The 22,013-nt window shown below is 66.2% G+C and carries 24 protein-coding genes and 2 tRNA genes; 20 read left to right on the plus strand and 6 right to left on the minus strand.

From position 1 onward, the window contains the following. The first annotated feature begins 2 nt into the window (after nucleotides 1-2). The 4 genes from ASF81_RS11295 (at nucleotide 3) to ASF81_RS11310 (ending at nucleotide 2,495) form a co-directional block, all read left to right on the plus strand. Entirely contained in the window at nucleotides 3-437 is a 435-nt protein-coding gene (locus ASF81_RS11295) for a biopolymer transporter ExbD (protein WP_017505196.1), read from the plus strand. Nucleotides 438-451: 14 nt separating this feature from the next. Continuing rightward, the gene (locus tag ASF81_RS15590) at nucleotides 452-1,171 is read left to right on the plus strand and encodes an energy transducer TonB (RefSeq protein WP_017505195.1); all 720 of its coding nucleotides are present in this window, start codon (nucleotides 452-454) and stop codon (nucleotides 1,169-1,171) included. Between the two features lie 150 nt (nucleotides 1,172-1,321). Continuing rightward, nucleotides 1,322-1,398 (plus strand) — tRNA-His (locus ASF81_RS11305). Nucleotides 1,399-1,508: 110 nt separating this feature from the next. Next, the gene (locus tag ASF81_RS11310; RefSeq protein WP_055808616.1) at nucleotides 1,509-2,495 is read left to right on the plus strand and encodes an aldo/keto reductase; all 987 of its coding nucleotides are present in this window, start codon (nucleotides 1,509-1,511) and stop codon (nucleotides 2,493-2,495) included. 71 nt (nucleotides 2,496-2,566) lie between these two features. Here the strand turns inward: ASF81_RS11310 and ASF81_RS11315 are convergent, their stop codons facing one another. Further along, nucleotides 2,567-2,989 carry a DUF2147 domain-containing protein gene (locus ASF81_RS11315; protein ID WP_055808618.1) on the minus strand — a complete coding sequence of 141 codons (423 nt, stop codon included), beginning with the start codon at nucleotides 2,987-2,989 and terminating at the stop codon, nucleotides 2,567-2,569. Between the two features lie 122 nt (nucleotides 2,990-3,111). Continuing rightward, entirely contained in the window at nucleotides 3,112-5,445 is a 2,334-nt protein-coding gene (gene ligA / locus ASF81_RS11320) for an NAD-dependent DNA ligase LigA (RefSeq protein WP_055808750.1), read from the minus strand. A 120-nt stretch (nucleotides 5,446-5,565) separates the two neighbouring features. On the opposite strand from ligA, the gene ASF81_RS11325 reads away from it, so the two are divergent. From ASF81_RS11325 to ASF81_RS11335, 3 genes are all read left to right on the plus strand, one after another. Next, complete coding sequence (locus tag ASF81_RS11325) at nucleotides 5,566-6,522, plus strand: M28 family peptidase (RefSeq protein ID WP_055808620.1); 957 nt, start codon at nucleotides 5,566-5,568, stop codon at nucleotides 6,520-6,522. Further along, on the plus strand, nucleotides 6,519-7,016 hold the full coding sequence (locus ASF81_RS11330; RefSeq protein WP_055808622.1) for a hypothetical protein: 498 nt from the start codon (nucleotides 6,519-6,521) through the stop codon (nucleotides 7,014-7,016). The genes ASF81_RS11325 and ASF81_RS11330 overlap by 4 nt, the downstream gene beginning before the upstream one ends. A 79-nt stretch (nucleotides 7,017-7,095) precedes the next feature. After that, nucleotides 7,096-7,758 (plus strand): sugar transferase, encoded by a 663-nt coding sequence (locus ASF81_RS11335; protein ID WP_200932950.1) that lies wholly within the window; start codon nucleotides 7,096-7,098, stop codon nucleotides 7,756-7,758. Here ASF81_RS11335 and rpiA read toward each other — a convergent pair. Together rpiA and glmU are read right to left on the minus strand one after the other, a co-directional pair. Then, nucleotides 7,755-8,438: a ribose-5-phosphate isomerase RpiA gene (gene rpiA, locus ASF81_RS11340; protein ID WP_055808626.1), complete on the minus strand. Its 684-nt coding sequence runs from the start codon at nucleotides 8,436-8,438 to the stop codon at nucleotides 7,755-7,757. The genes ASF81_RS11335 and rpiA overlap by 4 nt on opposite strands. Continuing rightward, complete coding sequence (gene glmU, locus ASF81_RS11345; protein ID WP_055808628.1) at nucleotides 8,435-9,787, minus strand: bifunctional UDP-N-acetylglucosamine diphosphorylase/glucosamine-1-phosphate N-acetyltransferase GlmU; 1,353 nt, start codon at nucleotides 9,785-9,787, stop codon at nucleotides 8,435-8,437. The genes rpiA and glmU overlap by 4 nt, the downstream gene beginning before the upstream one ends. 64 nt (nucleotides 9,788-9,851) lie before the next feature. Here glmU and ASF81_RS11350 point away from each other — a divergent pair, with 64 nt between their 5' ends. The 3 genes from ASF81_RS11350 (at nucleotide 9,852) to ASF81_RS11360 (ending at nucleotide 12,086) form a co-directional block, all read left to right on the plus strand. Further along, nucleotides 9,852-10,565, plus strand: a complete 714-nt coding sequence (locus tag ASF81_RS11350; protein ID WP_055808752.1) for an HAD-IA family hydrolase — start codon at nucleotides 9,852-9,854, stop codon at nucleotides 10,563-10,565. A 100-nt stretch (nucleotides 10,566-10,665) separates the two neighbouring features. Beyond that, nucleotides 10,666-11,955 carry a dicarboxylate/amino acid:cation symporter gene (locus tag ASF81_RS11355; RefSeq protein WP_055808630.1) on the plus strand — a complete coding sequence of 430 codons (1,290 nt, stop codon included), beginning with the start codon at nucleotides 10,666-10,668 and terminating at the stop codon, nucleotides 11,953-11,955. A 56-nt stretch (nucleotides 11,956-12,011) separates the two neighbouring features. Then, nucleotides 12,012-12,086 (plus strand) — tRNA-Val (locus ASF81_RS11360). Here ASF81_RS11360 and ASF81_RS11365 read toward each other — a convergent pair. Then, on the minus strand, nucleotides 12,043-13,038 hold the full coding sequence (locus ASF81_RS11365; RefSeq protein ID WP_082503551.1) for an ROK family protein: 996 nt from the start codon (nucleotides 13,036-13,038) through the stop codon (nucleotides 12,043-12,045). The two genes, ASF81_RS11360 and ASF81_RS11365, sit on opposite strands and share 44 nt — an antisense overlap. A 243-nt stretch (nucleotides 13,039-13,281) precedes the next feature. On the opposite strand from ASF81_RS11365, the gene ASF81_RS15285 reads away from it, so the two are divergent. From ASF81_RS15285 to ASF81_RS11380, 4 genes are all read left to right on the plus strand, one after another. Continuing rightward, nucleotides 13,282-13,422 (plus strand): hypothetical protein, encoded by a 141-nt coding sequence (locus ASF81_RS15285; RefSeq protein WP_165116349.1) that lies wholly within the window; start codon nucleotides 13,282-13,284, stop codon nucleotides 13,420-13,422. A 66-nt stretch (nucleotides 13,423-13,488) separates the two neighbouring features. Continuing rightward, on the plus strand, nucleotides 13,489-14,859 hold the full coding sequence (locus ASF81_RS11370; protein WP_055808632.1) for a class II 3-deoxy-7-phosphoheptulonate synthase: 1,371 nt from the start codon (nucleotides 13,489-13,491) through the stop codon (nucleotides 14,857-14,859). Between the two features lie 89 nt (nucleotides 14,860-14,948). Further along, nucleotides 14,949-15,524: a prephenate dehydratase domain-containing protein gene (locus ASF81_RS11375; protein WP_055808634.1), complete on the plus strand. Its 576-nt coding sequence runs from the start codon at nucleotides 14,949-14,951 to the stop codon at nucleotides 15,522-15,524. 282 nt (nucleotides 15,525-15,806) lie between these two features. Continuing rightward, the gene (locus ASF81_RS11380; RefSeq protein ID WP_055808636.1) at nucleotides 15,807-16,565 is read left to right on the plus strand and encodes a chorismate mutase; all 759 of its coding nucleotides are present in this window, start codon (nucleotides 15,807-15,809) and stop codon (nucleotides 16,563-16,565) included. 44 nt (nucleotides 16,566-16,609) lie between these two features. On the opposite strand, the gene panC is transcribed toward ASF81_RS11380, so the two are convergent. Continuing rightward, entirely contained in the window at nucleotides 16,610-17,482 is an 873-nt protein-coding gene (panC, locus tag ASF81_RS11385) for a pantoate--beta-alanine ligase (protein WP_055808638.1), read from the minus strand. Between the two features lie 75 nt (nucleotides 17,483-17,557). On the opposite strand from panC, the gene ASF81_RS11390 reads away from it, so the two are divergent. The 6 genes from ASF81_RS11390 to ASF81_RS11415 all read left to right on the plus strand — a co-directional run bounded on the left by ASF81_RS11390 (nucleotide 17,558) and on the right by ASF81_RS11415 (nucleotide 22,000). Further along, nucleotides 17,558-18,217, plus strand: coding sequence for an SPOR domain-containing protein (locus tag ASF81_RS11390; RefSeq protein WP_055808640.1), 660 nt, complete (start codon nucleotides 17,558-17,560; stop codon nucleotides 18,215-18,217). Nucleotides 18,218-18,346: 129 nt separating this feature from the next. Then, on the plus strand, nucleotides 18,347-19,183 hold the full coding sequence (locus tag ASF81_RS11395) for a division plane positioning ATPase MipZ (protein ID WP_055808642.1): 837 nt from the start codon (nucleotides 18,347-18,349) through the stop codon (nucleotides 19,181-19,183). A 7-nt stretch (nucleotides 19,184-19,190) separates the two neighbouring features. Continuing rightward, complete coding sequence (locus ASF81_RS11400; protein ID WP_055808645.1) at nucleotides 19,191-19,619, plus strand: molecular chaperone DnaJ; 429 nt, start codon at nucleotides 19,191-19,193, stop codon at nucleotides 19,617-19,619. 131 nt (nucleotides 19,620-19,750) lie between these two features. Further along, on the plus strand, nucleotides 19,751-20,695 hold the full coding sequence (gene fabD, locus ASF81_RS11405) for an ACP S-malonyltransferase (protein ID WP_055808647.1): 945 nt from the start codon (nucleotides 19,751-19,753) through the stop codon (nucleotides 20,693-20,695). A 145-nt stretch (nucleotides 20,696-20,840) separates the two neighbouring features. Then, complete coding sequence (fabG, locus tag ASF81_RS11410; RefSeq protein ID WP_055808649.1) at nucleotides 20,841-21,581, plus strand: 3-oxoacyl-[acyl-carrier-protein] reductase; 741 nt, start codon at nucleotides 20,841-20,843, stop codon at nucleotides 21,579-21,581. Between the two features lie 179 nt (nucleotides 21,582-21,760). Next, the gene (locus ASF81_RS11415) at nucleotides 21,761-22,000 is read left to right on the plus strand and encodes an acyl carrier protein (RefSeq protein ID WP_008264317.1); all 240 of its coding nucleotides are present in this window, start codon (nucleotides 21,761-21,763) and stop codon (nucleotides 21,998-22,000) included. Nucleotides 22,001-22,013 lie beyond the last annotated feature (13 nt).

Raw genomic sequence — 22,013 nt, forward strand, 5'->3', positions numbered from 1 at the left:
GGATGGCCGCCAAGATTAAATCGGGCGGCGCTGGCAACCTGCCTCAGGCCAACAGTGATATCAACGTTACGCCTTTCGTTGATATCATGCTGGTTCTGCTCATCATCTTCATGGTGGCGGCTCCGCTAGCCTCCGTGTCGGTGCCTGTTGAGTTGCCAATCGCCGTCGCCAAGGCGGCCCCGAACCCGCCCAAGCCGGTCTATATTTCGATCCAGAATGACGGCGACGTCTATGTGGGCGATTTTCGGACCGACGTCGGAGCCCTGGGTGAAGATCTGAAAAAACAGATCGGATCCCGGAACCCGGCCGATGAGCGGATCTTCATTCGGGGCGACCAGAACACCCGTTACGGCGACTTTATGCAGGTCATGAATGCGCTGCAGGATAACGGCTTCTATAGCGTTGCGCTGGTCGGCGAAGACCAGGCGACGAGTTAGGATGCGGAGATAGTATGACAGACGTCGAATATCATCGCAGTCGCTACGACGTACCCAAGAAGAAGGGCTTCATGGGGGTGTCCTACCCCGTGCTGATCGTCTGCCTGATGGTGGTCAGCATCTTGTTTGCGTTGCTGATCTTCTTTGTTCAGCAGTCCAAGTTCAAGCTGAAGGAGTTCAACTACGTCGACGAGTCCGTCGAGGTCGAGTTGGTCGAGCCGGTTCCGCCGCCTCCGCCGCCTCCACCCCCGCCGCCTCCGCCGACGGATACGCCTCCGCCGCCGAAGCTTCAGGTGCGCGTGCCGGCTCCGGTCCCGAACATCGTCCCCCCTCCGCCGGTCAACATCACGCCGACGAAGAAGGAAGATCGGGTTGAATACACGGGTCCGCCCGTCAATATTCCTGGACCTCCGCCTCCGCCCGCACCCCCGGCTCCGCCGCGTCCGTCGACGATCACGAACGTTCAGTGGTCGCGCCAACCGCGCCCGACAGCTGATGACTTCCCGGCGCGTGCGCTGGAGCGTGAAATCAGCGGTTCGGCTACGGTCGAGTGCACGGCGCGCTCCAACGGATCTCCGGCGAACTGCCGCGTGGTGTCCGAAGAGCCTGCAGGCATGGGCTTCGGCCGCGCCGCCATTCGGGTGGTTCAGCGTGGACAACTGTCTCCGCGGACCGTCGATGGCGCCGCTCAAGACGCGACCTTCCGCGTCCGGGTGCCCTTCACCCTCGGGTGATCGTCACGGCAACAGACAAGACGCCTCGGAGACCAATCTCCGGGGCGTTTTTGTTTGGGCTGTCACCTACGAAATCTCCTGACGAAATATGAGGAAGGCGCTTGATCGCCTGCCGCAGGCCCGGTAGAGAACGCGCCTCGCGATGCGCGGGCCGCCTTAGCTCAGTTGGTTAGAGCGCCGGTTTGTGGAACCGGAGGTCCTCAGTTCAAGCCTGAGAGGCGGTACCATCGCAAAGCGCGGCCGGCCTTGCAGCCTGCCGTCGCCGCGACCATCTCCTGATCGTCGGCCGTCCTATCCGTTTTTAGGCCGATCCCCACATCGACAGGAGAAGGCCCCCATGAAGACGCGCAAGCTGGGTGCGAACGGCCCCGAGGTTTCGGCCATTGGCCTGGGCTGCATGGGCATGAGCGCCTTCTACGGCGGCGCTGACGAGGCCCAGTCCATCTCCGTCATTCATCGCGCGCTCGATCTGGGCATCACCCTGTTCGACACCGCAGAGATGTACGGCCCCCACACCAACGAGGTGCTGGTCGGCAAGGCGCTGAAGGACCGGCGCGACCAGGCCTTCATCGCCACCAAATTCGGCATAAATTATAACGCCGACCGCACAAAACTGATGACCGACGGCAACCCGGCCAATGTGCGGCGCGCCATCGAGGGCAGCCTGCAACGCTTGGGCGTCGATCACGTCGATCTCTACTATCTGCACCGCGTCGATCCGGACACGCCGATCGAGGACACGGTCGGGGCGATGGCGGAATTGGTCAAGGAGGGCAAGGTCCGCTTTCTGGGGCTGTCCGAGGCCGCGCCCGACACCCTGCGCAAGGCGCATGCGACCCATCCGATCACGGCCCTGCAAACGGAATATTCGCTGTGGAGCCGCGAGCCCGAAGACGAACTGTTCGCAGTCGTGCGCGAACTGGGCATCGGCTTCGTGCCCTACAGCCCGCTGGGCCGCGGCTTCCTGTCGGGCGACATCACCTCGATCGATGACCTGGACGCGGACGACTTCCGCCGCACCAATCCGCGCTTCATGGGCGAGAACTTCCAGAAGAACCTGGATCTGGTGGAGGCCGTGAAGGCCATTGCGTCGGACAAGGGCATAACCGCCGCTCAACTGGCGCTGGCCTGGGTGCTGGCGCAGGGCGAGGATCTGATCCCGATCCCCGGCACACGTCGGATCGCGACTCTTGAGCAGAATGCGGCGGCCGTGGACGTCGTGCTGACTGCTGAGGACATCGCCCAGATCGAGGCCGTCTTCCCCAAGGGCGCGGCGACGGGGCATCGCTACGCCGAGGCGGCGCGGGCGGCGCTGAATCGCTGAGCTACAAGCCAAATGAAAAAGGCCCGGTCGGATCGCTCCGGCCGGGCCTTTTGTATGTGGGGGTCCTGATCCTACTGGATGCGGGTCCAGGTTTGGGTCTTGCAGAGCGGAGCCACGATGCAGCCGCGCAGACGCAGGCTGTTGTCGTTTGTCATGGTGATGGTGCCGCGATAGGTGCCGCCGTCGGCCGGGTTATAGACCGAGCCGTTGCGCCATTCCGTCGGACCGCCGGTGAAGCCGGTCAGCATGGGCAGATTGCGCAGGGTGCGGTTCCGCAGCGAGGCGTCGCGATTGTTGGCGTCGCGCGCATTCGCGTCGGCGCGAATGTGGTCCGAAGTCACCAGCGTGCCGCACAGCGCTTGGCCGCAACGCGCGATCCGCACCTGACCGCCATTGGTCGGCGTCTGCCACAGGCCCGTCGGGTCGCCCGCCAGAGCCGGAGAGGCCAGGGCGCCCGCCAGGGTCGCTGCGGCCAGCATGATCTTGATCTTCATAGTCGTTCCCTTTCGTCGGGTCGGTCGCACCGCCCGTTGGAGCGGACGTTGATCGCGGTTTCGGTTGAAAACAAGGCCAAAACCCCAGCGATCACCAACGAAAACCGAACGTTAGGTCAACTTCAGCCGCCGATCAGGGCCAGCCATTCGTCCTCGGTCAGCACCTGGACGCCATGTTTTTCGGCGTCCTTGAGCTTAGAGCCGGCGCCGGGGCCAGCGACGAGGTAGTCGGTTTTTTTCGACACCGAACCCGAGACCTTCGCGCCCAGGCTTTCGGCGCGGGCCTTGGCCTCGTCGCGGGTGAAGCGTTCCAGAGCGCCGGTGAAGACGACGGTCTTGCCGGCGACCGCCGTGTCGGACTTGGGGCGTTCGGCATCGAGGATTTCGGTCAGTTCGGCCTCGAGCGCGGCGACGACCTGCAGATTATGTGGCTCGTGGAAGAAGTGGGCTAAGGCCTCGGCCGCGACGGGGCCAACGCCGGTGACGCCGGCGATCTGGTTCAGGATTTCGGACGGGCCGTCCTCGCGCGCGACTCGGGCCAGTTCGACAAGGCCGGACCAGTCCTGAACCATCGTCGCCAACGACCGGCGGGCGGGTGCGGCCATGCCGGGAAAGGCCTGGCTGATCTTCATGTCTATCGTGGCCTCGGGCCAGGGATCGACGGCGGGGGGCTTAGCCTCGGCCATCAGGGCCAGGACGCGGGGCGATATGGCGTGGGCGGCGGCCAGCCCGGTCCAGGCGTCGGACGGCACGCCCGAGGCGGCCTGGAGGCAGGCGGCCTTCACCGCGGACCAGCTCTCGAAGGCGCGGGCCAGGACGATGGATGTTTGTTCGCCGATATCGCGGATTCCCAGACCGAACAGGAACCGGTCCAGCGAAATGACGCGGCGGGCGTCGATGCCGGCGACCAGGTTGCGGATGCTGGTCTCGCCATAACCATCGTCACGCTCCAGCGCCTTCAGCCGCGCCTCGTCGCGCGCCAGTCTGAAGATGTCGGCCGGCTCTTTGATCCAGCCCCGCGCATGGAAGGCGACCAACTGCTTCTCGCCCAGCCCCTCGATGTCGAAGGCGCGGCGACCGACGAAATGCTTCAGCCGTTCGACGATCTGGGCGTCGCAGATCAGGCCGCCGGTGCAGCGGCGCTTGACCTCGTCGCCCTCGCGCACGGCTTCCGAGCCGCAGACGGGGCAGTGTTCCGGGAAGACATAGGGGACGGCGTCGGCCGGACGTAACTCCGGGACCACGCCCAGGATCTGCGGGATGACGTCGCCGGCGCGCTGCAGGCGGACCGTGTCGCCGATGCGGACATCCAGACGTTCGATCTCGTCTTCATTGTGCAGGGTGGCGTTGCGGACCACGACGCCGCCGACGGTGACGGGGTGGAGCCGGGCGACGGGGGTCAGGGAGCCGGTGCGGCCGACCTGGATGTCGATGCCTTCCAGCACCGTGGTCGCCTGCTGCGCCGGGAATTTGTGGGCGATGGCCCAGCGGGGGCTGCGCGCGACGAAGCCCAAGCGGCGTTGCCAGTCGATGCGATCCACCTTGTAGACCACGCCGTCGATGTCATAGCCTAGGGTCGCGCGGTCGCGTTCCAGTTCGCGATAGACGGCGATCAGGCCCTCGGCGCCCTCGACACGGCGCGAGCGGGCGTTGACGCGGAATCCCCAGGCTTTGAGCTTTTGCAGGGCTTCCCACTGGGTCTCGGCGAAGTCGCTGGAATGTTCGCCCCAGGCGTAGGCGAAGAAGTTCAGCGGGCGTTTGGCGGTGATCCGGGCATCCTTCTGGCGAAGGGAGCCGGCGGCGAAATTGCGGGGGTTGGCGTAGGTGCGGCGGCCCTCGGCCTCGGCGGCGGCGTTGAAGGCGGCGAAGGCGTCATTAGGGGCATAGACCTCGCCCCGGATCTCGATCCGGTCGGGCCAGCCGTCGCCGGCCAGGGTCTGCTGTACATCCGCGATGGTGTTCAGATTGGCGGTGACGTCCTCGCCCGCGCGTCCATCGCCGCGCGTGGCGCCGATCGTCAGTTTGCCGTCGACATAGAGAAGATTGGCGGAGAGGCCGTCGATCTTGGGCTCGGCGACAAAGGCGATCGGTTCGTCGGCGGGCAGTTTGAGGAAGCGTGTGATCCGGGCGACGAAATCTCGCACCTCGCCCTCGTCGAAGGCGTTGTCCAGCGACAGCATGGGGACGCCGTGGCGCACCTCGGCGAACTGGGTTGAGGCGGCGGCGCCGACCTTGTTCGACGGAGAGTCAGGGCGGACCAAATCGGGGAAGGCGGTTTCGATCGCCACGTTGCGCGCACGCAGGGCGTCGTATTCCGCGTCGGAAATCTCGGGCGTCGCCTCGTTGTACAGCGCGTCGTGGCGGGCCATTTCGGCGGCCAGCCAGGCCAGGGCCTCGGCAGCCGTCTCGGCGGTGAGGTCTTCGACGGGGACTTCAAGAGGAATCGCATTGGCCATGGCCGCCGTCATATCATCTGACGCGTCGCCCGTGCATCGCGCAAAGCCGATGATGACAGAACCGTAGGCTGACGCGCCGTCCGCTCTTCGCTAGGTTCGCGCGTCCCTTTTGGAGCCTGTATGACTCGTTCGACCCTCTGCCTTGTCGTCGCTGGCGCCGCCCTGATCGTCAGCGGCTGCACCGCCGTTCCCGCGACATCTCCGAGTGCGCCGAGCGCCGTCGCGCCGGTTTTCAGCCAACTGCTGGAGGACATTCGCATCCTGTCGGCCGACGACATGCAGGGCCGCGATACGGGCTCTGAAGGCGGCGAACGGGCGCGCGCCTACATCGTCTCGCGATTGGAGGCCATGGGCGTTCAGCCGCCGCCGTTCGGGCGTTTGCAGCGGTTCGAGACACCGGGCCGCACGCGCGAGGGCGTGAAGACCTTCAGCGGCGTCAACATCGTCGGCCTGATCCCCGGAACCCGCGTCGCCGACCGCTATATCGTCGTGACGGCCCACTACGACCATGTCGGCGTCAATGACGGCCAGATCTTCCACGGCGCCGACGATAATGCCTCGGGCGTGGCGACGATGCTGGAGCTGGCGGCCCGACTGAAGGTCCAACCGCCGGAACACAGCGTGCTGATCGTGGCGCTGGACGGCGAGGAGCGGGGGCTGCTGGGCGCTCGCGAGTTCGTCAAGGCGCCTCCGGTGCCCCTGTCGTCACTCAGCCTGAACCTGAACTTCGACATGACGGCGCGGGCGGAAACGGATGGCCATCTATGGGTCACCGGGACCTATCAGCACCCCAATCTGCGCCCCGTGCTGGAGGCCGTTGTGCCGAACGGAGCGGTGTCCTTCGCCTTCGGCAAGGACACCCCGCAGGATACGGGCGAGAACAACTGGGTCGACGCCTCTGATCATGGCGCCTTCCACGAGGCGGGCGTGCCCTTCCTGTACATGGGCGTCGACTATCATCCCGATTATCACCGACCAAGCGACACCTTCGACCGGATCACGCCGTCGGTCTTCACCAGTGCGACCGAAATCGCCATCGCCGGGTTCCGCGCCTTGGATCAGGCGCTAGATCGATGAAGTCCTCATGGGCGGCCGTCGCCCTCATGGGCGTGCTGAGCTTGGCGGCATGCGAGCGGCGCGACGCTGCGACACCGACGTCGACGCCGGAAGCGACGTTTCAGCATCGTCTGAGCGGCGATATCTCGGGCGACTATCGCCCGACAGGTGAGGCATCCATTCAGCCCGTGGCATCGCTGTTCATCGGACAGGATGAGGCCTTCGCCGCCTGGGAAGGCGGCTCCCGCGCTTCGCCGCCGCTGATCCTGTCGCTGACCGGGCCGCAAGGCGAGGCCAGGGTCTTGCCGGACGCCTACGTCGTCACCGATGATCGGGTGCAGATGCGCGGCTCCGCGCCCGGCTTGGGCCCGGTGGAGTTGTCGGCGCGGATTGATCAGGGCGCTTTGGCGACGGCGCGCCGGAATCTCGGCGATCAGACGCCTGTCGTTACCGGGACGATTTCGGTTAACGGCCGTCGCACGCCCTTCACGTTGAGTCGGTGGGGCGGCGACTGATCTGAGCAGTCTGTGCTGACGACGCGCAAAGATTGCCAACCACGCAATCCCAAGTCATGGTGACGCTTGGGGGCGCTGAATGTCGATATCGGAACTGGCCGGGTGCGATGTGACGTCGACACGCGGCGCCATTGCGTCTCGACGCCGCGTTCGTCTCGACTCGACCCGCGCCATGGATGTCGTCTTCGCCCTGATAGGCCTGCTTTTGACCTGGCCGCTCTTCGTTTTCATTGCCCTGGGCGTCAAAGCGCAGGACGGAGGGGCCGCGATCTTTCGCCAGCAGCGGATCGGGCGCGACGGCCGACTATTCGACTGTCTCAAGTTTCGCTCCATGACGATGGGGGCTGAGCAAGCCTTGCCGTCAGCCTCTGATCCGGAATGGCAGGCGAAGCGAAAGCTGACGCACGATCCGCGCGTCACGTCGCTGGGCCGCGTGTTGCGACGGTCCAGTTTTGATGAGCTGCCTCAGCTGATCAATGTGTTGAGGGGGGAGATGTCTCTGGTCGGCCCCCGACCGATCGTGATCGACGAGGCGGCGCGATACGGACGGCGACTGGCCGACTACTGCGCGGTGCGCCCGGGCCTGACGGGCCTGTGGCAGGTCTCGGGGCGCAATGCCGTGCCCTATCCGCGCCGTGTGGCGATGGATGTCTGGTTGGTCAGAAACCGCACCATCGGCGTCTATCTGGCGATCCTGGCGCGCACGATCCCGGCGGTGCTGAGCCGACGGGGCGTGTCCTAGGGAAGACGCTCCTCAACGCCCTCGTCCGTGCCGATGATGGCGAGGTCCGCGAGATCCAGGAACAGGCCGTGCTCCACGACACCGGTGATCAGTTTCAGATCGTCGGCCAGACGGACCGGATCGTGGATCGCCTTGCAGCCCGCGTCATAGATCAGATTGCCGCCGTCGGTGCGGATCAGGCCGCGATCCGCCTGACGCACGCGCGCCGGCTGGTTGATGTCGTGGTCGATCAGCACATCGGCGATGCGGTTGGCCGTCGTCTTGTGACCGAAGGCGACGACCTCGATCGGCAGGGGGAAGGTCCCGAGCACAGGCACCACCTTGGCCGCGTCGGCGATGACGATGCAGCGGGCCGAGGCCTCCCACACCAGCTTCTCGCGCAGCAGGGCCGCGCCGCCGCCCTTGATCAGCGCCAAGCCCGGCCCGATCTCGTCGGCGCCGTCCACGGTCAGGTCAATGCGTGGCGTGTCCTCCAGCGTCGACAACGTCAGCCCAAGTTCGCGCGCGAGATCTGCAGTCTTCTCCGATGTCGGCACGCAGCGCAGGCCGGGCAGGTTGCGCGCCGCCAACGCCTTGACGAACCAGGCGGCCGTCGAGCCCGTGCCCAGACCGACGATCATGTCCGCCTCCACGTGGGCGGCGGCGGCCTCGCCGGCGTTCTTCTTCTGGAGGTCGCTCATTTGGATTTCGCAGCCTTCTTCGCCTTGGCTTCGACACGGAAAGCCGCGGCCGCTTCAGGTTTGACAGTCTGGCGCGCGCGGCCGAAGGCCATGGCCTCGGCGGGCACGTCCTCGGTGATGACAGAGCCGGAGGCGATCAGGGCGCCGTCGCCGATGACCACGGGGGCCACCAGGCTGGAGTTCGATCCGACGAAGGCGCCGGCGCCGACCCGGGTCTGCGCCTTATTGAAGCCGTCGTAGTTGCAGAAGATCGTGCCTGCGCCGACGTTGGCCCCCGCGCCGACCGAGCCGTCGCCGAGATAGGCCAGGTGATTGGCCTTGGCGCCTTCCGCCATCCTTACGTTCTTGACCTCGACGAAGTTGCCGACCTTGACCCCGGTCGCCAGGTCCGCGCCGGGACGCAGGCGCGCGTAAGGACCGACTTCGGCCGCGGCCGCGACCCGCGCGCCCTCGATATGGCTGAAGCTGCGAATGCGCGCGCCGCTCTCGATGACCGCGCCGGGACCGAAGACGACGAACGGCTCGATTACGGTTCCGGCGCCGATCTGGGTGTCCCAGGCGAAATGGACGGTGTCGGGCGCCGCCATCGTCACGCCGGCCGCCAGGAAGGTGTCGCGCTGCACGCTCTGAAACAGGGCCTCGGCCTGAGCCAGTTCGGGCTGGGAGTTGACGCCCATCACGGCGTCCTCTGCGGCGAAGACGGCGCGGGTCGGGTGGCCGCCCTTCCGCGCCAGAGCGACGACATCCGTCAGATAGTATTCGCCCTTGGCGTTTTCGTTCTTCACCTCGGCCAGCAGCGAGAAGAGCAGGGCCGCAGGCGCGGCCATGACGCCGGAGTTGCAGGCGGTGATGGCGAGAACGTCTGGCGACGCCTCCTTGGCCTCGGTGATGGCGGTCAGGGTGTCGCCTTCGACGATCAGACGGCCATAGGCGCCGGGATCGCGCGCCTCGAACCCGATGACGGTGACGCCATCCGCGTTGAAAACCGGCTCGATGTCGGCGGCTTTCAGCAAAGGGACGTCGCCATAGGTGACGACCACCTCGCCGTCGAAACCGGCCAGGGCCTGTTCGGCGGCGCGCACGGCGTGGCCGGTGCCGAGCGGCGGGTCCTGGACCGCAATGGCGGCCTCGCCCAGCCGTTTGACCACATGGGCCCGGACCTCCGGCGAGTGATTGCCGACCACGACGACGATGCGTTCGCACCCCAGGCCTTCCGCCGCATCGATGGCGTGGTCCAGCATGGCGCGGTGGGCGACGGGGTGCAGCACCTTGGGCAGAGGCGACTTCATCCGCGTGCCCTGGCCGGCGGCGAGAATGATGGCGGCGCGGGCGCGCGTCTGGCTGGTCATGAATCGTCTCGCAGTCTAGTCGTCCTGCGATCTAGCCCATCATGCGGGCCAGCGGGAGATGTGGATGAGCGATCGCGACCTGGAAGGCTGGACCATCGCCTTCGACCTCGACGGCACGCTGGTCGATTCCGCGCCGGACCTGATCGGCACGCTGAACCGGATGCTGGTCGAGGAGGGGCTGCCGCCCGTGCCGACGGAGTCCGCCTCGACCCTTATCGGATCGGGCGCGCGGGCGCTGCTGGTGCACGGCTTCGAAGCCGCTGGTGCGCCGGTCGAGCGGGCCAAGTCCGACGAACTGTTCGAGCGGTTCCTGGTCGATTACGCCGCCCATATCGCCGACGGCTCGCAGCCCTTCGAGGGCGTGGTCGAGACACTGGAGCGGCTCAGTGAGCGGGGCGCTATCCTGGTCGTGGCCACCAACAAGCGTTCGGACCTGTCGGAGCTGTTGTTGGGCAAGCTGGACCTGACCCGACATTTCGCCGCCATCGTCGGCCCGGATCGGGTCAGCGCGCGCAAGCCCTCGGGCGCCCATCTGAAGGAGGCCGTCGTGATCGCAGGCGGCGATCCCGAACGGGCCATCATGGTGGGAGACGCCGCGCCGGACGCGGATGCCGCTAAAGACGCCGGCATGCCCTGCATTCTGACGACCTTCGGCTTTACGCCGACGCCCGTCGAAGACCTGGGCGGGGACGTGCTGATCGATGCTTTCGAGGACGTGGAAGAGGCGATCGACGGCATTCTCTCCGACTTCTACGTCAGGCGGGCGCTGAAATTCTGATACCAGCCGACAGGAAATCTGTCGGCTGAATGATCGCTGCTGCGGTTGCGGATCGGCATGGCGATGGACAGATTGGCGCACCCCTGTTGAAAGTGCCGTCATGCTCGCTCGCTTTTTCAAGATCCCGCTGTGGCAGCGGACCGCCGCCGGCTTCATCCTCGGCATCATCGCCGGGCTGATCCTGCGCGAGCGGGCCGAGACCTGGCTTCAGCCGATCGGCGACGTCTATCTGAACCTGATCCGCATGGTGGTGGCGCCGCTGGTGCTGTTCACCATCGCCAGCTCGATCGCCAAGCTGGGCGAGGGGGCGGGGGCCGTGCGGCTGGGGGTGCGGACCATCGTCTGGTTCGCAATCACGTCATTGCTGGCGGTGTTGGTCGGGTTTGCGTTCGGCCACATCATCAATCCGGGCGTCGGTCTGTCCAACCTGCCGCTGGGCGAGGTCAAGGAACGGGTGATCCCGACTCCGCTGGAAGTCTTGATCGGCGTCGTGCCGACCAATCCGTTCGCCGCCCTGGCCGAGGGCAAGGTGCTGCAGATCATCTTCTTCTCGGCCCTGGTCGGGATGGCGCTGGTGGCGCTGGGCGACCGGGCGCAGGGGGTGCGGCGTCTGGTGGACGAAGGCGCGGCCGTCATCTTCCGCATCACCCGCTGGGTGATCCAGCTGACGCCCATCGGCGTGTTCGGCCTGATCGGATCGGTCGTCGGCGGCTACGGCTGGGAGGCGCTGCTGCCCTTGGTGAAGTTCATCCTGGCCATCTACGCCGCCTGCCTGTTCCACATCCTGATCGTCTATTCGGGCCTGCTGAAGGTGCATGGGCTGAAGGTGACCAGCTTCTTCCGCGGCGCCTTCGCGGCCCAGCAGACCGCATTTGCGACCTCATCCTCGCTGGGGACGTTGCCGATCACCCTTCGCCAGACTGTCGAACGTTTGGGCGTGCCGCAGGCCTACGCCGCCTTCGCCGTGCCCCTGGGGGCCAATGTGAAGATGGACGGGTGCGGGGCGATCTATCCGGCCATCGCCTCCATCTTCATCGCCCAGTATTTCAAGATCGATCTGACGCTGACCCAATACGTCCTCATCGGCCTGACGGCGGTGCTCGGCTCGCTGGGGACGGCCGGCGTGCCTGGGACCAGCATCGTCATGCTGACCCTGACCTTGTCGACCGCCGGCCTGCCGCTGGAAGGCATCGGCTATATCGTGGCCATCGACCGGATTATCGACATGATGCGCACCGCGACCAACGTCACCGGACAGATGCTGGTGCCGGTGCTGGTCGCCAAGGAAGAGGGCATCCTCAACCAGGACATATACAACGGTCACGTCGCCTGGCTGCCGGGCGACCCGGAAGCCGATACGCCCGAAGGCGTCCGCGCCGCCGGAATCTGAAACGGACGCTTGCGCGTGGCGGGCGACCGGGCTATGTCGCCGCCTCCGCAAGGCAAGGACGCGTAGCTCAGCGGGAGAGCACCTCGTTCACACCGAGGGGGTCACAGGTTCAATCCCTGTCGCGTCCACCATCTCCAATCCAATTTGATCCTGGCCTTGCGTCGCCCAGTCTTTGGGCCACTCGCCCGTGACAGAACGGTAGGCGAGGGCCAATGCGCCGATCAGGCCGGCGGACACGCCCGCGGTCGGCGCCGCGATGTAGGTCTTCATATCCAGACCCCGCAGGCTGGCGTCGTAGCCGCCGAGCTGTCTCACCAGCGCCTGTCTGACCAGATCGTACATGTGCGGCTGCATCACGCCGCCGCCGATGATGATTCGCTCCGGCCGCAGCGTGTAGGTCAGGTTTGTGCATAGACCGGCGATATACTCCGCCGCCATCGGCCAGGCCGGATGATCGTGATAAAAAGTCTCGGCCGCCGCACCCCAGCGCGCTTGCAGCGCCGGCCCGCTCGCCAAGCCTTCCAGACAGTCACCGTGGAAGGGACAAACGCCCGAGAATGTCTCGTCGCCCTTGGCGCGGGGCATCCGGATATGACCGGCTTCGGGATGGTTCGCCCCGCCATGCGGCGCGCCGTCAATCATCACCCCGACCCCCACGCCCGTGCCAACCGTGACGTAGCAAAAGCTCTCCAGTCCTTGCCCGCTGCCGAAGAGGCGTTCGCCAACGGCCGCGCCGTTCACATCGGTGTCCAGCGTCATTGGAACATCGAGGCGGCGGCGCAGACGGGCCAACAGGTTGACGTCGCTCCAGCCGGGCTTGGGCGTGCTGGTGATGGCGCCGAAGTCCGGCGCGTCGGATTTCAGGGACAAAGGGCCGAAACTGACGATCGCCAGAGCAGAAAGCTGGCCGTGCCTCGACTGGGCGTCGACGAAGAAGGCTGCAACCGCATCGAGCGTCTCGTCGGGCGACGTCGTGGGTATACGAATCTGGTCGACAATCACGCCGTCGGCGGCGGCGACGCCGCAGATGAACTTGGTGCCGCCGGCTTCGACACCGCCAAGGAGGGTGGGTTGGGTCGACATGGGCGCCTGCCTTTCGGGTGCGACGAAGGTTTGCGGGACTGAACATCGAATAAGGCCAAGCGTTCAGAGCCCATGACCCTTTTAGCTCGCCTGTTCATCGCCTTCGACGCCGCAGCCAAGATTTTGACGCGCAAGGAGAGACTGCTGTGAGCTGCTTTTGCATGGTGCTGGATTTGGCGATTGCGTCCGGCCCCATGCATCGCCACCTTCACCGCAAGATCAAGATTTGAGACGAGGACGCCGATGGCTCGCAAACCCAACTATAGCTTTGAGCGTCAGGAACGTGAGCGCGCCGCAGCGCTGAAGGCGGCCGAGAAGGCGGCGGCGAAGGCCGAACGCAAGGCTGAAGCTGCGGCGGAAAAGTCGCCTTCTTCGGAAGACTGACATTTCGCGGCAAAATCCTCCTGGCTTTTCGTTGTTTGAATAGGTGCGAAGTCCTATTCTTGCGCGATGACACGCTGGACCCCCGAAAGCTGGAGAACCAAGACCGCCCTGCATATGCCGGCGGACTATCCGGATCCTGCCGCCCTCGCGCGGGTGGAAGACGAGCTGCGCGCCTTGCCGCCGCTGGTCTTCGCCGGCGAAGCGCGGCGCCTGACGTCGAAGCTGGCGCAGGTCGAGCGGGGTGACGCCTTCCTGCTTCAGGGCGGCGACTGCGCGGAAAGCTTCAAGGAGTTCTCGACCGACAATATCCGCGACACCTTCCGTCTGATCCTTCAGATGGCGGTCGTCCTGACCTTCGCCGGACGCAAGCCGGTTGTGAAGGTGGGGCGGATCGCGGGCCAGTTCGCCAAGCCCCGCTCGTCGCCGCTGGAGGAGATTGACGGCGTCGAACTGCCCAGCTATCGCGGCGACATCATCAACGGCATGGGGTTCACGCCGGAGGAGCGCGCGCCCGATCCGCAACGTCTGATCCGCGCCTATAACCAGTCGGCCTCGACGCTGAACCTGCTGCGCGCCTTCGCCGGCGGCGGCTACGCCGACCTATACAACATCCATCGCTGGACTCTGGGCTTCGCCGGAGACAACGCCGCCGGCGCCCAGTACCGTGAGCTGGCCGACAAGATTACCGAGGCCCTGGCCTTCATGGAGGCGGTCGGCGTTACGCCCGAGACGCATCCGGATCTGAGCCGGGTCGAGGTCTTCACCAGCCACGAGGCCCTGCTGCTGAACGTCGAAAGCGCCCTGACGCGTCTGGATGGCGGTTCGGGCGAATGGTTCGACACCTCGGCGCACATGCTTTGGATCGGCGAGCGCACCCGTCAGTTGGACGGCGCCCACGTCGAGTTCATGAAGGGGATCAAGAATCCCATCGGCGTGAAGTGCGGGCCGACCATGACGGCCGACGATCTGCTGCCGCTGATCGACGCCCTGAACCCGGACAATGTCTCGGGACGCCTGACGCTGATCGGACGCTTCGGTCACGACAAGGTCGGCGAGCGCCTGCCCAAGCTGATGCGCGAGGTGAAGGCCTCGGGCCGCAAGGTGATCTGGTCCATCGACCCGATGCACGGCAACACGTTGAAGGCCGGCAATGGCTACAAGACCCGGCCGTTCGACCGGATTATGGGCGAGGTGCGGACCTTCATCGACGTGGCCGAGGCGGAAGGGGTTCATCCCGGCGGCGTCCACCTGGAAATGACCGGTCAGAACGTCACCGAATGCATCGGCGGCGCCCAGGCGGTCACAGAAGACGATCTATCCAATCGCTATCATACTCACTGCGACCCGCGCCTGAACGCCGACCAGGCGCTGGAACTGGCCTTCCTGGTCGCGGAGCGGCTGAAGGCCGGGCGGGTGGCGCAGTCGGCGGCGGCCTAGCCGTCGTCAGCGCCCAAATGCGGGCGGATCCGGTCATGGTGACGCCACCGAGGCAGCGCCAGATCGATCCGAGACCGAGGGAGTGATCGATGCAAGTAACGGCTCCAACTGACGAAAAGCCCGGCCGGGTCGCCTATCAGGGCGCGCCTGGATCGTTCAGCCATGAGGCCTGTCTGGCCCTGCGTCCTTGGGACGAGGCTGTGGCGTTCGAAACCTTCGCCCAGGCCCTGGATGCGCTGCGCGCCGGCGACTGCGGTTGCGCCCTGATCCCGGTCGAGAACTCCACCATCGGCGTGGTCGAGCCGGCTGCGACGTTGGTCGGTGCGCTTGGCGTGGAGCCGGTCGCCCAGGTCTGGCGGCCGATCCGTCATGCTCTGATGGCGATCGACGGCGCGCGTCTGTCCGACATCCGCACGGTCGAGAGCCACCCTATCGCCCTGGCCCAGTGCAAGGACACGCTGGCCGGTTTGAATGTCGAGGTCGTCGAGCATTTCGATACCGCAGGCGCGGCGCGCGATGTCGCCGAAGCGGGCGATCCCACACGAGCGGCCATCGCTCCGGTCGGCGCCGCCGAGGTGTATGGTCTGTCGATTCTGCGCAACGACTTGCAGGATTCCGGCGATAATCAGACGCGTTTTGTCCTGTTGAGCTTTCCTGAGGCTTGACGGCGCACGGTCTTTGCGTCCTTAAGACACCCACGGGTCGCAACACGATCCGCATAAACCGGAACCGGACCATGTCCCGCCTGCGCGCTCTTTCTGTTTCCTCCGACCGTTCGCGCGCGGTTTCCGGCCTCTATTTCGGCTACGGCTTTTACGGCTTTCGATACGCCGGCTGAGGCGTCGGGCGCACTCCGTCCCTGACTGCTTCACCGGCGACCGCTCTGCACCGGAGCGGCTGTTCGCCCCTGCACATATCGAATCTCAGAATGCCGAAAGCCCTTTTCCATGCCCCATTCCAACCTTCAGCAAGTCTGGCCTGACATGGCCGACCTGACCCCTGAACAACAGGCTCTGGCCGCCCTGCGCGCCGCGATCGACGGCATTGACGACCAGATCCTGGCGCTGTTTGAGCAACGTCTCGCCATCGCAGCCACCGTAGGCCGCGCCAAGGATGCGCCCACGGGACCGCACACGAAACTGCGTCCCGACCGAGAGCAGACGGTCCTCTCGCGTATGCTGAAGCAGGCCAAGCCTGAGAACGCCGAGGCAGTCGAACATCTGTGGCGCGAGATCGTGGGCTGGGGCCTGGCGCGTCAGGGCCGCCTTCAGGTGCAGGTCTGGGCCCCGATCGAACCGACCCGCGCCTATGACGGCGCGCGCCTGCGTTTCGGCGCCGCCGCCGACATCAAGATGGTGCGCGATCCGCAAAAGGCCCTGGCATTCGCCGCCGAGGGCCACGGGATCGCCGTGCTGGCGATCAATACTGAGGACGCTTGGTGGATGGGCCTGCGCCGCGAATGGTCGATGTTGAGCGTGTTCGACGGCTACGGCGGCGAGACGCCGACGTCTCTGGCGGTTGGGAAGATCGATCCGCCGGCTCTGCCCAAGGGCCGACGCGTGGTGGTCACAGCGGGTGGGGACGCCGGCGACGGCGGCGGCGCCCGGCGCTGGGGCCTGAACACCCATCACGGCTGGACCATCGCCCTGACGGACGCCGATCTGGCGCCCGGCGACGCCGAGGGCTGCGTTGGCGCGATCGGCTGATCTGACACGGCCGCATCCGGCGAACGGATGCGGCCCTTGTCGTTTCAGACCGCCATATTGTCGATCAGTCGCGTCTTGCCCAGCCAGGCGGCGGCCAGGATGCGCGCGGGGGCGTCGACGATGTCGTTGCGGAACGGCGTCAGGTCCTCGGCGTGGCGGATGGCGACGTAATCGACCCGATCAAACCCGGCTTTCAGGAGCGCGGCATAGGCTTCACGCTCGACGCCGGGCAGGGGGCGGCCGCTCGAAGCATGGACGCCGGCCTCCGCCAGAATGCCGTTCAGCCGGCGCGCGGTCTCAAGCTCGGTCTCCGACAGGTAGGCGTTGCGCGAGGATAGGGCCAAGCCCCAGCCATCCCGCTCCGTCGGCGCGCCGACGATCTCGACCGGCAGGTCCAGGTCGCGCACGAACCGACGAACGACCATCAGCTGTTGGTAGTCCTTCTCGCCGAAGACCGCGACATCGGGCTGGACCTGGTTGAACAGCTTGGTGACGACCAGGGCGACCCCGCCGAACATCTGCGGCCGGAAGTCGCCTTCCAGACCCAGCGCCGGGCCGGCGACGGCGACGCTGGTTGCAAAGCCTTCCGGATACATCTCGTCGGCTGAGGGCGCGAACATCAGGTGGCAGCCGGCGCCGGCCAGCAGAAGGGCGTCTTCCTCCTGCTGGCGGGGATATTTGCCCAGATCCTCATGCGCCGCGAACTGGGTCGGATTGACGAAGTTGGAGGCGACGACGCGGTCGGCGCGGCGTGCGGCTTCGCGCACCAGCGTCAGGTGGCCTTCATGCAGGGCGCCCATCGTCGGAACCATGCCGACGCTCAGGCCTTGACGTTTCCAGTCCCGGACGATCGCCCGCAGGTCGGCGACGGTGCGGACGACGGCCAAAGGGGCCAACGGGGGGGCGGCGTCTATCATGATGAAGCGATTAACCTCTCCGCTTAAGCCTGTTGATGCACCAGACCGCAAAGTCTGGGCTCTAGGGTCGTGCTTATGACGCCCGCAGAAGCGACCCGTCCAGTTCTGATCGCCCTGGCCTTCGCCAGCAGCCTTGCCGTCGCCGGCTGCGGCGCGGTGGACAGCGATCCTCATCGATTCAGCGCGATGGCCGATAACGTGGCGTCGATCGACATTCCGCTCTCGGCCGGTGATCGCGAAACCCGGCATGCCGTGGCTGAAAATGCCGGACTTCGGCCTGTGCGCTTCACGCCGGTCAAGGTGGCCGTCATGGATCCCCACGCCATGTGGGACGCCCGAGACGTTCAGGCGGGCCTTCGCCCCGTCGGTGAGGATACCGGGCTGCGCGACGCGGTTGTACGGGCCGCCTCGCCGGCGGTCGTGAAAGCCGTTGCGGATGAGGCGATCTCGCGGGTTCAGGCGCCGGTGCTGCGTCCCGCCAGCCTCACGACGGCGCCGGAAACCGGGCGGACGATCCAACTGGGCGCCTATTCCAGTGCGGCCGGCGCGCGTCAGGCCTGGGATCGGATGAAGGCCACGTCAGACCTGTCGGGATTGTCGCCGATCTATCAGGAGGTCGAGGTGGACGGCCGTCGGCTGACGCGGCTGAAGGTCGGGCCGGTCTCCACCGAAACCGCCGCTGCAGTATGCCGCTCCGCCGCTGTCGCCGACGCCTGGTGCGCACGCAACAGCTGACCGACCCCGGTTCGCCGTCCACAGGTCTGCGTTAAGGTTCCGTTGACGTTTGGCCCGTTGAGGCCGACTCTCGCTGGACCTAGGACCGCGCAGTCTGAGTCGCGCGGTCGGCACAGAGGATTCCCTCGAATGACGCAGCCGCATGTGATCGTCCTCGGCAACGAAAAGGGCGGGGCGGGCAAGTCCACCCTGGCCATCCACATCGTGACCGGCCTGCTGCACGCCGGGCGCTCGGTGGCGATCATCGATCTGGACCTGCGCCAGCGCTCGATGCAGCGCTTCTTCCACAATCGTCTGGCCTGGCTGGCGGCTAACGGGCACGATCTGCCCCAGCCGTTCATTCCCGACATGGGCGACGGCAAGGCCCTGGCCAAGTCGGACGTCGCCGAACAGATCGCCACCTTCGAGCGCGCTTTCGATGAGGCGGCGGCGCGGGGCGTCGATTGCATCCTGATCGACACGCCCGGCGGCGACACGGCGGTGTCGAACGCCGCTCACGCCCGCGCCGATCAGATCGTGACGCCGATGAACGACAGCTTCGTCGACTTCGACCTGCTGGGCGACGTCGATCCGGTCACCCTGGACCTGCTGAAACCCTCCATCTATTCCGAGAGCGTCTGGGAGGCGCGTAAGCAGCGCGCCATCGCCCAGGGCCGTCACGCCACGATCGATTGGCTGGTGGTCACCAATCGCCTCGCCGTAGCGGAGGCCCGCAACCGCAAGCGTCTGGAAGAACGGATGACCAAGCTGGCCAAGCGGGTCGGCTTCCGCGTCGGTCCGGGCCTGCGCGACCGGGTCATCTATCGCGAACTGTTCCCGTTCGGCCTGACGGTGGCCGACCTGTCGAATGACATCCGGCCTGTCGCGGTGTCCCTGGCCCACGTCGCTGCGCGTCAGGAGATGCGCAATCTGATGATGGCCATGGGTCTGGAGCAGGTTCTCAGCCCTTTGGACGTGGCGGCCTGATCGCCTGATGGGGTTGATCTGGCTGGCCCTGGCGGCGATCGCCGTCTGGGCGCTGGTGCGGTTGGGCCGGCAGACCGAGCGACGTGGACGCGCCCACTGGCGGGTGACCGCGACCCTGCTGGGCGCAGTTCTGCTGGCCGGCGGCGCGCTGGCGGCGTTTCGGGGATCATGGCTGACGGCGGCGGCGCTGGCCGGGGCTGGTCTCTATCTGGCCTGGTCGTCCCGCCAGCGACCAATCATCCGATCCGAACCCATCAGCGAAGTGGACGCCCGCGCCGTACTAGGCGTCGGACCAGCCGCGACTGAGGCGGAGATACGAGCCGCCTGGAAACGCGCCATGGCCCGCGCCCACCCCGACCAGGGCGGAACGGCGGGGCTGGCGACGCGCGTCAACGCCGCGCGCGATCGCCTGCTCACAAAATCCGGGCGCCGCTAGGCGCTCTTGAGGCGACATCCCTGCGATCGTGGAAACGGTCGGACGCAAAAGCACGCATCGCCTCCGCTTGCCCTCGGGTAAGTCTGGGCTTACGGGTCCGCGCTCTTGATCAATGATTCAGGGAGCGGTCGATGACCCTCGCACTTCTGTTTCCGGGACAGGGCAGCCAAGCCGTCGGCATGGGCGCGCAGTTGGTCGACGCCTTCCAGTCCGCGCGTGATGTCTTCGCCGAGGTGGACGAGGCGCTGGGGCAGAAGCTGTCCGTGCTGATGCGCGAGGGGCCTGAAGACCAGTTGACCCTGACCGAGAACGCCCAGCCCGCCTTGATGGCGGTGTCGGTGGCGGCGATCCGGGCGCTGAAGGTCGAGTTCGCTTTCGACGTGACGACGGCGGCCTATGTCGCCGGTCACTCGCTGGGCGAATATTCGGCGCTAGCGGCGGCGGGCGCGATCTCGCTGCCGGATACGGCGCGGCTGCTGAAACTGCGCGGCCAGGCGATGCAGCGCGCCGTGCCGGTGGGGCAGGGGGCGATGGCCTCGTTGATCGGGCCCAAGACGGATCTGGCATTGGCCGAGGCCGCCGCTGCGGCCGGATCGGAGGTCGGCGTCTGCGTCGTGGCGAATGACAACAACAACGGCAATATCGTCATCTCGGGCGAAAAGGGCGCCGTGGACCGAGCCATAGAAAAGGCCAAGGAACTGGGCGCGCGGGCGATCCCTCTGAACGTCTCGGCGCCCTTCCACTGCCCGCTGATGCAGCCGGCGGCCGACGAGATGGCCGCCGCCCTGGCCGAGGCGAAGATTGTCGCGCCGGTCGTGCCTGTCGTCGCCAACGTCCTGGCGCGGCCCGAGAGCGATCCGGAAGTCATCCGCCGCCTGCTGGTCGAACAGGTCACCGGCCGGGTGCGCTGGCGCGAGAGCATGGAATGGATGGCGACCGAAGGCGGCGTGACGCGCTTTGTCGAGATCGGCTCGGGCAAGGTGCTGACCGGCATGGCCAAGCGGATCGCGCCGGACGCCGAGGCCTTGCCGCTGAATACGCCCGAAGAGTTGGAAGCGTTCGCCAAGGCGTTGTGAGCCACGTAGGTCACCATCCTCGGGCTTGACCCGAGGATCGGACCGTCCGCACTTCGGCGTCTGAGCGCCATTATCGACATTGGCGCCGCACGGCGCCTGATCCTCGGGTCAAGCCCGAGGATGACGGAAGGAATAGAGGGAACAGATGTTCAATCTTGCAGGCAAGACCGCGCTGGTGACCGGCGCGACGGGCGGGATCGGCGGGGCGGTGGCGCGGGCGCTGCACGCCCAGGGCGCGACCGTGGTGCTATCGGGCACGCGCGAGGCCGTGCTGGCGGATCTGGCCAAGGAACTGGGGGAGCGGGCGCATTTCGCCACGGCGAACCTGTCGGATCCCGAGTCGGTCGATAATCTGGTCAACGCAGCCGAAACGGCGGCGGGCTCAGCCCTGGACATCCTGGTGGCCAATGCGGGCATCACCAAGGACGGCCTGCTGATGCGGATGAAGGACGAGGATTTCCAGTCGGTCCTGACCGTCAACCTGGAAAGCTATTTCCGCCTGACCCGCGCGGCGGTGAAGGGGATGATGAAACGCCGTTCAGGGCGAATCATCGGCGTCACCTCGGTGGTCGGCGTGACCGGCAATCCGGGCCAGACCAACTATTCGGCGTCCAAGGCCGGGATGATCGGCTTTTCCAAGTCGCTGGCGCAGGAGGTCGGCTCGCGCGGCATTACGGTCAACTGCATCGCGCCGGGCTTTATCGCTTCGCCGATGACCGACGTGCTGAACGATCAGCAGCGCGAGACCATTCTGGGCCGGATTCCGGCAGGCCGACTGGGTTCGGGCGACGAGATCGCCGCCGCCGCCGTCTATCTGTCGTCCGACGAAGCCGCCTATGTGACGGGCCAGACCCTGCATGTGAACGGCGGCATGGCGATGATTTAAGGGCTGCGGCCCTTATCACGTCGCGCAACAGACTATTTCCAGCCCGAAAGCCTGTGCTAAAGGGTTGAATGCGTCGGCGGTTCGGGCTTTCGGGCTTGCGTCGCCATCGCTGCCGTGAGACGGCGATTTCTGAGCTACCCCCGCCTCTACGGCGATTTCAAACAGGCAGAGAGACACTCATGTCCGACACCCTCGAGCGCGTTCGCAAGATCGTCATCGACCATCTGGACGCCGATCCGGACAAGGTCACCGAAAAGGCCAGCTTCATCGACGACCTGGGCGCCGACTCGCTCGACAACGTCGAGCTGGTGATGGCCTTCGAAGAAGAATTCGACATCGAGATCCCGGATGACGCCGCTGAGCACATCCAGACGGTCGGCGATGCGGTCAAGTTCATCGACGAAAAGTCGGCCGGCTGATCTCAGTCGCCGA

The organism is Brevundimonas sp. Leaf168, from assembly GCF_001423685.1.
Lineage (GTDB): Bacteria > Pseudomonadota > Alphaproteobacteria > Caulobacterales > Caulobacteraceae > Brevundimonas > Brevundimonas vesicularis_C.

Excerpts from the sequence above, each read along its gene's own strand:
- ASF81_RS11400 (WP_055808645.1), top strand. The coding sequence starts at position 19,191 with ATGGGGTTGATCTGGCTGGCCCTGGCGGCGATCGCCGTCTGGGCGCTG.
- ASF81_RS11375 (WP_055808634.1), top strand. The coding sequence starts at position 14,949 with ATGCAAGTAACGGCTCCAACTGACGAAAAGCCCGGCCGGGTCGCCTAT.
- ligA (WP_055808750.1), bottom strand. The coding sequence starts at position 5,445 with ATGGCCAATGCGATTCCTCTTGAAGTCCCCGTCGAAGACCTCACCGCC.
- ASF81_RS11380 (WP_055808636.1), top strand. The coding sequence starts at position 15,807 with ATGCCCCATTCCAACCTTCAGCAAGTCTGGCCTGACATGGCCGACCTG.
- ASF81_RS11325 (WP_055808620.1), top strand. The coding sequence starts at position 5,566 with ATGACTCGTTCGACCCTCTGCCTTGTCGTCGCTGGCGCCGCCCTGATC.
- panC (WP_055808638.1), bottom strand. The coding sequence starts at position 17,482 with ATGATAGACGCCGCCCCCCCGTTGGCCCCTTTGGCCGTCGTCCGCACC.
- ASF81_RS15590 (WP_017505195.1), top strand. The coding sequence starts at position 452 with ATGACAGACGTCGAATATCATCGCAGTCGCTACGACGTACCCAAGAAG.
- ASF81_RS11390 (WP_055808640.1), top strand. The coding sequence starts at position 17,558 with ATGACGCCCGCAGAAGCGACCCGTCCAGTTCTGATCGCCCTGGCCTTC.
- ASF81_RS11365 (WP_082503551.1), bottom strand. The coding sequence starts at position 13,038 with ATGTCGACCCAACCCACCCTCCTTGGCGGTGTCGAAGCCGGCGGCACC.
- glmU (WP_055808628.1), bottom strand. The coding sequence starts at position 9,787 with ATGACCAGCCAGACGCGCGCCCGCGCCGCCATCATTCTCGCCGCCGGC.
- ASF81_RS15285 (WP_165116349.1), top strand. The coding sequence starts at position 13,282 with ATGGCTCGCAAACCCAACTATAGCTTTGAGCGTCAGGAACGTGAGCGC.
- fabD (WP_055808647.1), top strand. The coding sequence starts at position 19,751 with ATGACCCTCGCACTTCTGTTTCCGGGACAGGGCAGCCAAGCCGTCGGC.
- ASF81_RS11295 (WP_017505196.1), top strand. The coding sequence starts at position 3 with ATGGCCGCCAAGATTAAATCGGGCGGCGCTGGCAACCTGCCTCAGGCC.
- ASF81_RS11310 (WP_055808616.1), top strand. The coding sequence starts at position 1,509 with ATGAAGACGCGCAAGCTGGGTGCGAACGGCCCCGAGGTTTCGGCCATT.
- ASF81_RS11315 (WP_055808618.1), bottom strand. The coding sequence starts at position 2,989 with ATGAAGATCAAGATCATGCTGGCCGCAGCGACCCTGGCGGGCGCCCTG.
- rpiA (WP_055808626.1), bottom strand. The coding sequence starts at position 8,438 with ATGAGCGACCTCCAGAAGAAGAACGCCGGCGAGGCCGCCGCCGCCCAC.
- ASF81_RS11415 (WP_008264317.1), top strand. The coding sequence starts at position 21,761 with ATGTCCGACACCCTCGAGCGCGTTCGCAAGATCGTCATCGACCATCTG.
- ASF81_RS11355 (WP_055808630.1), top strand. The coding sequence starts at position 10,666 with ATGCTCGCTCGCTTTTTCAAGATCCCGCTGTGGCAGCGGACCGCCGCC.
- ASF81_RS11350 (WP_055808752.1), top strand. The coding sequence starts at position 9,852 with ATGAGCGATCGCGACCTGGAAGGCTGGACCATCGCCTTCGACCTCGAC.
- ASF81_RS11335 (WP_200932950.1), top strand. The coding sequence starts at position 7,096 with ATGTCGATATCGGAACTGGCCGGGTGCGATGTGACGTCGACACGCGGC.
- ASF81_RS11395 (WP_055808642.1), top strand. The coding sequence starts at position 18,347 with ATGACGCAGCCGCATGTGATCGTCCTCGGCAACGAAAAGGGCGGGGCG.
- fabG (WP_055808649.1), top strand. The coding sequence starts at position 20,841 with ATGTTCAATCTTGCAGGCAAGACCGCGCTGGTGACCGGCGCGACGGGC.
- ASF81_RS11370 (WP_055808632.1), top strand. The coding sequence starts at position 13,489 with ATGACACGCTGGACCCCCGAAAGCTGGAGAACCAAGACCGCCCTGCAT.
- ASF81_RS11330 (WP_055808622.1), top strand. The coding sequence starts at position 6,519 with ATGAAGTCCTCATGGGCGGCCGTCGCCCTCATGGGCGTGCTGAGCTTG.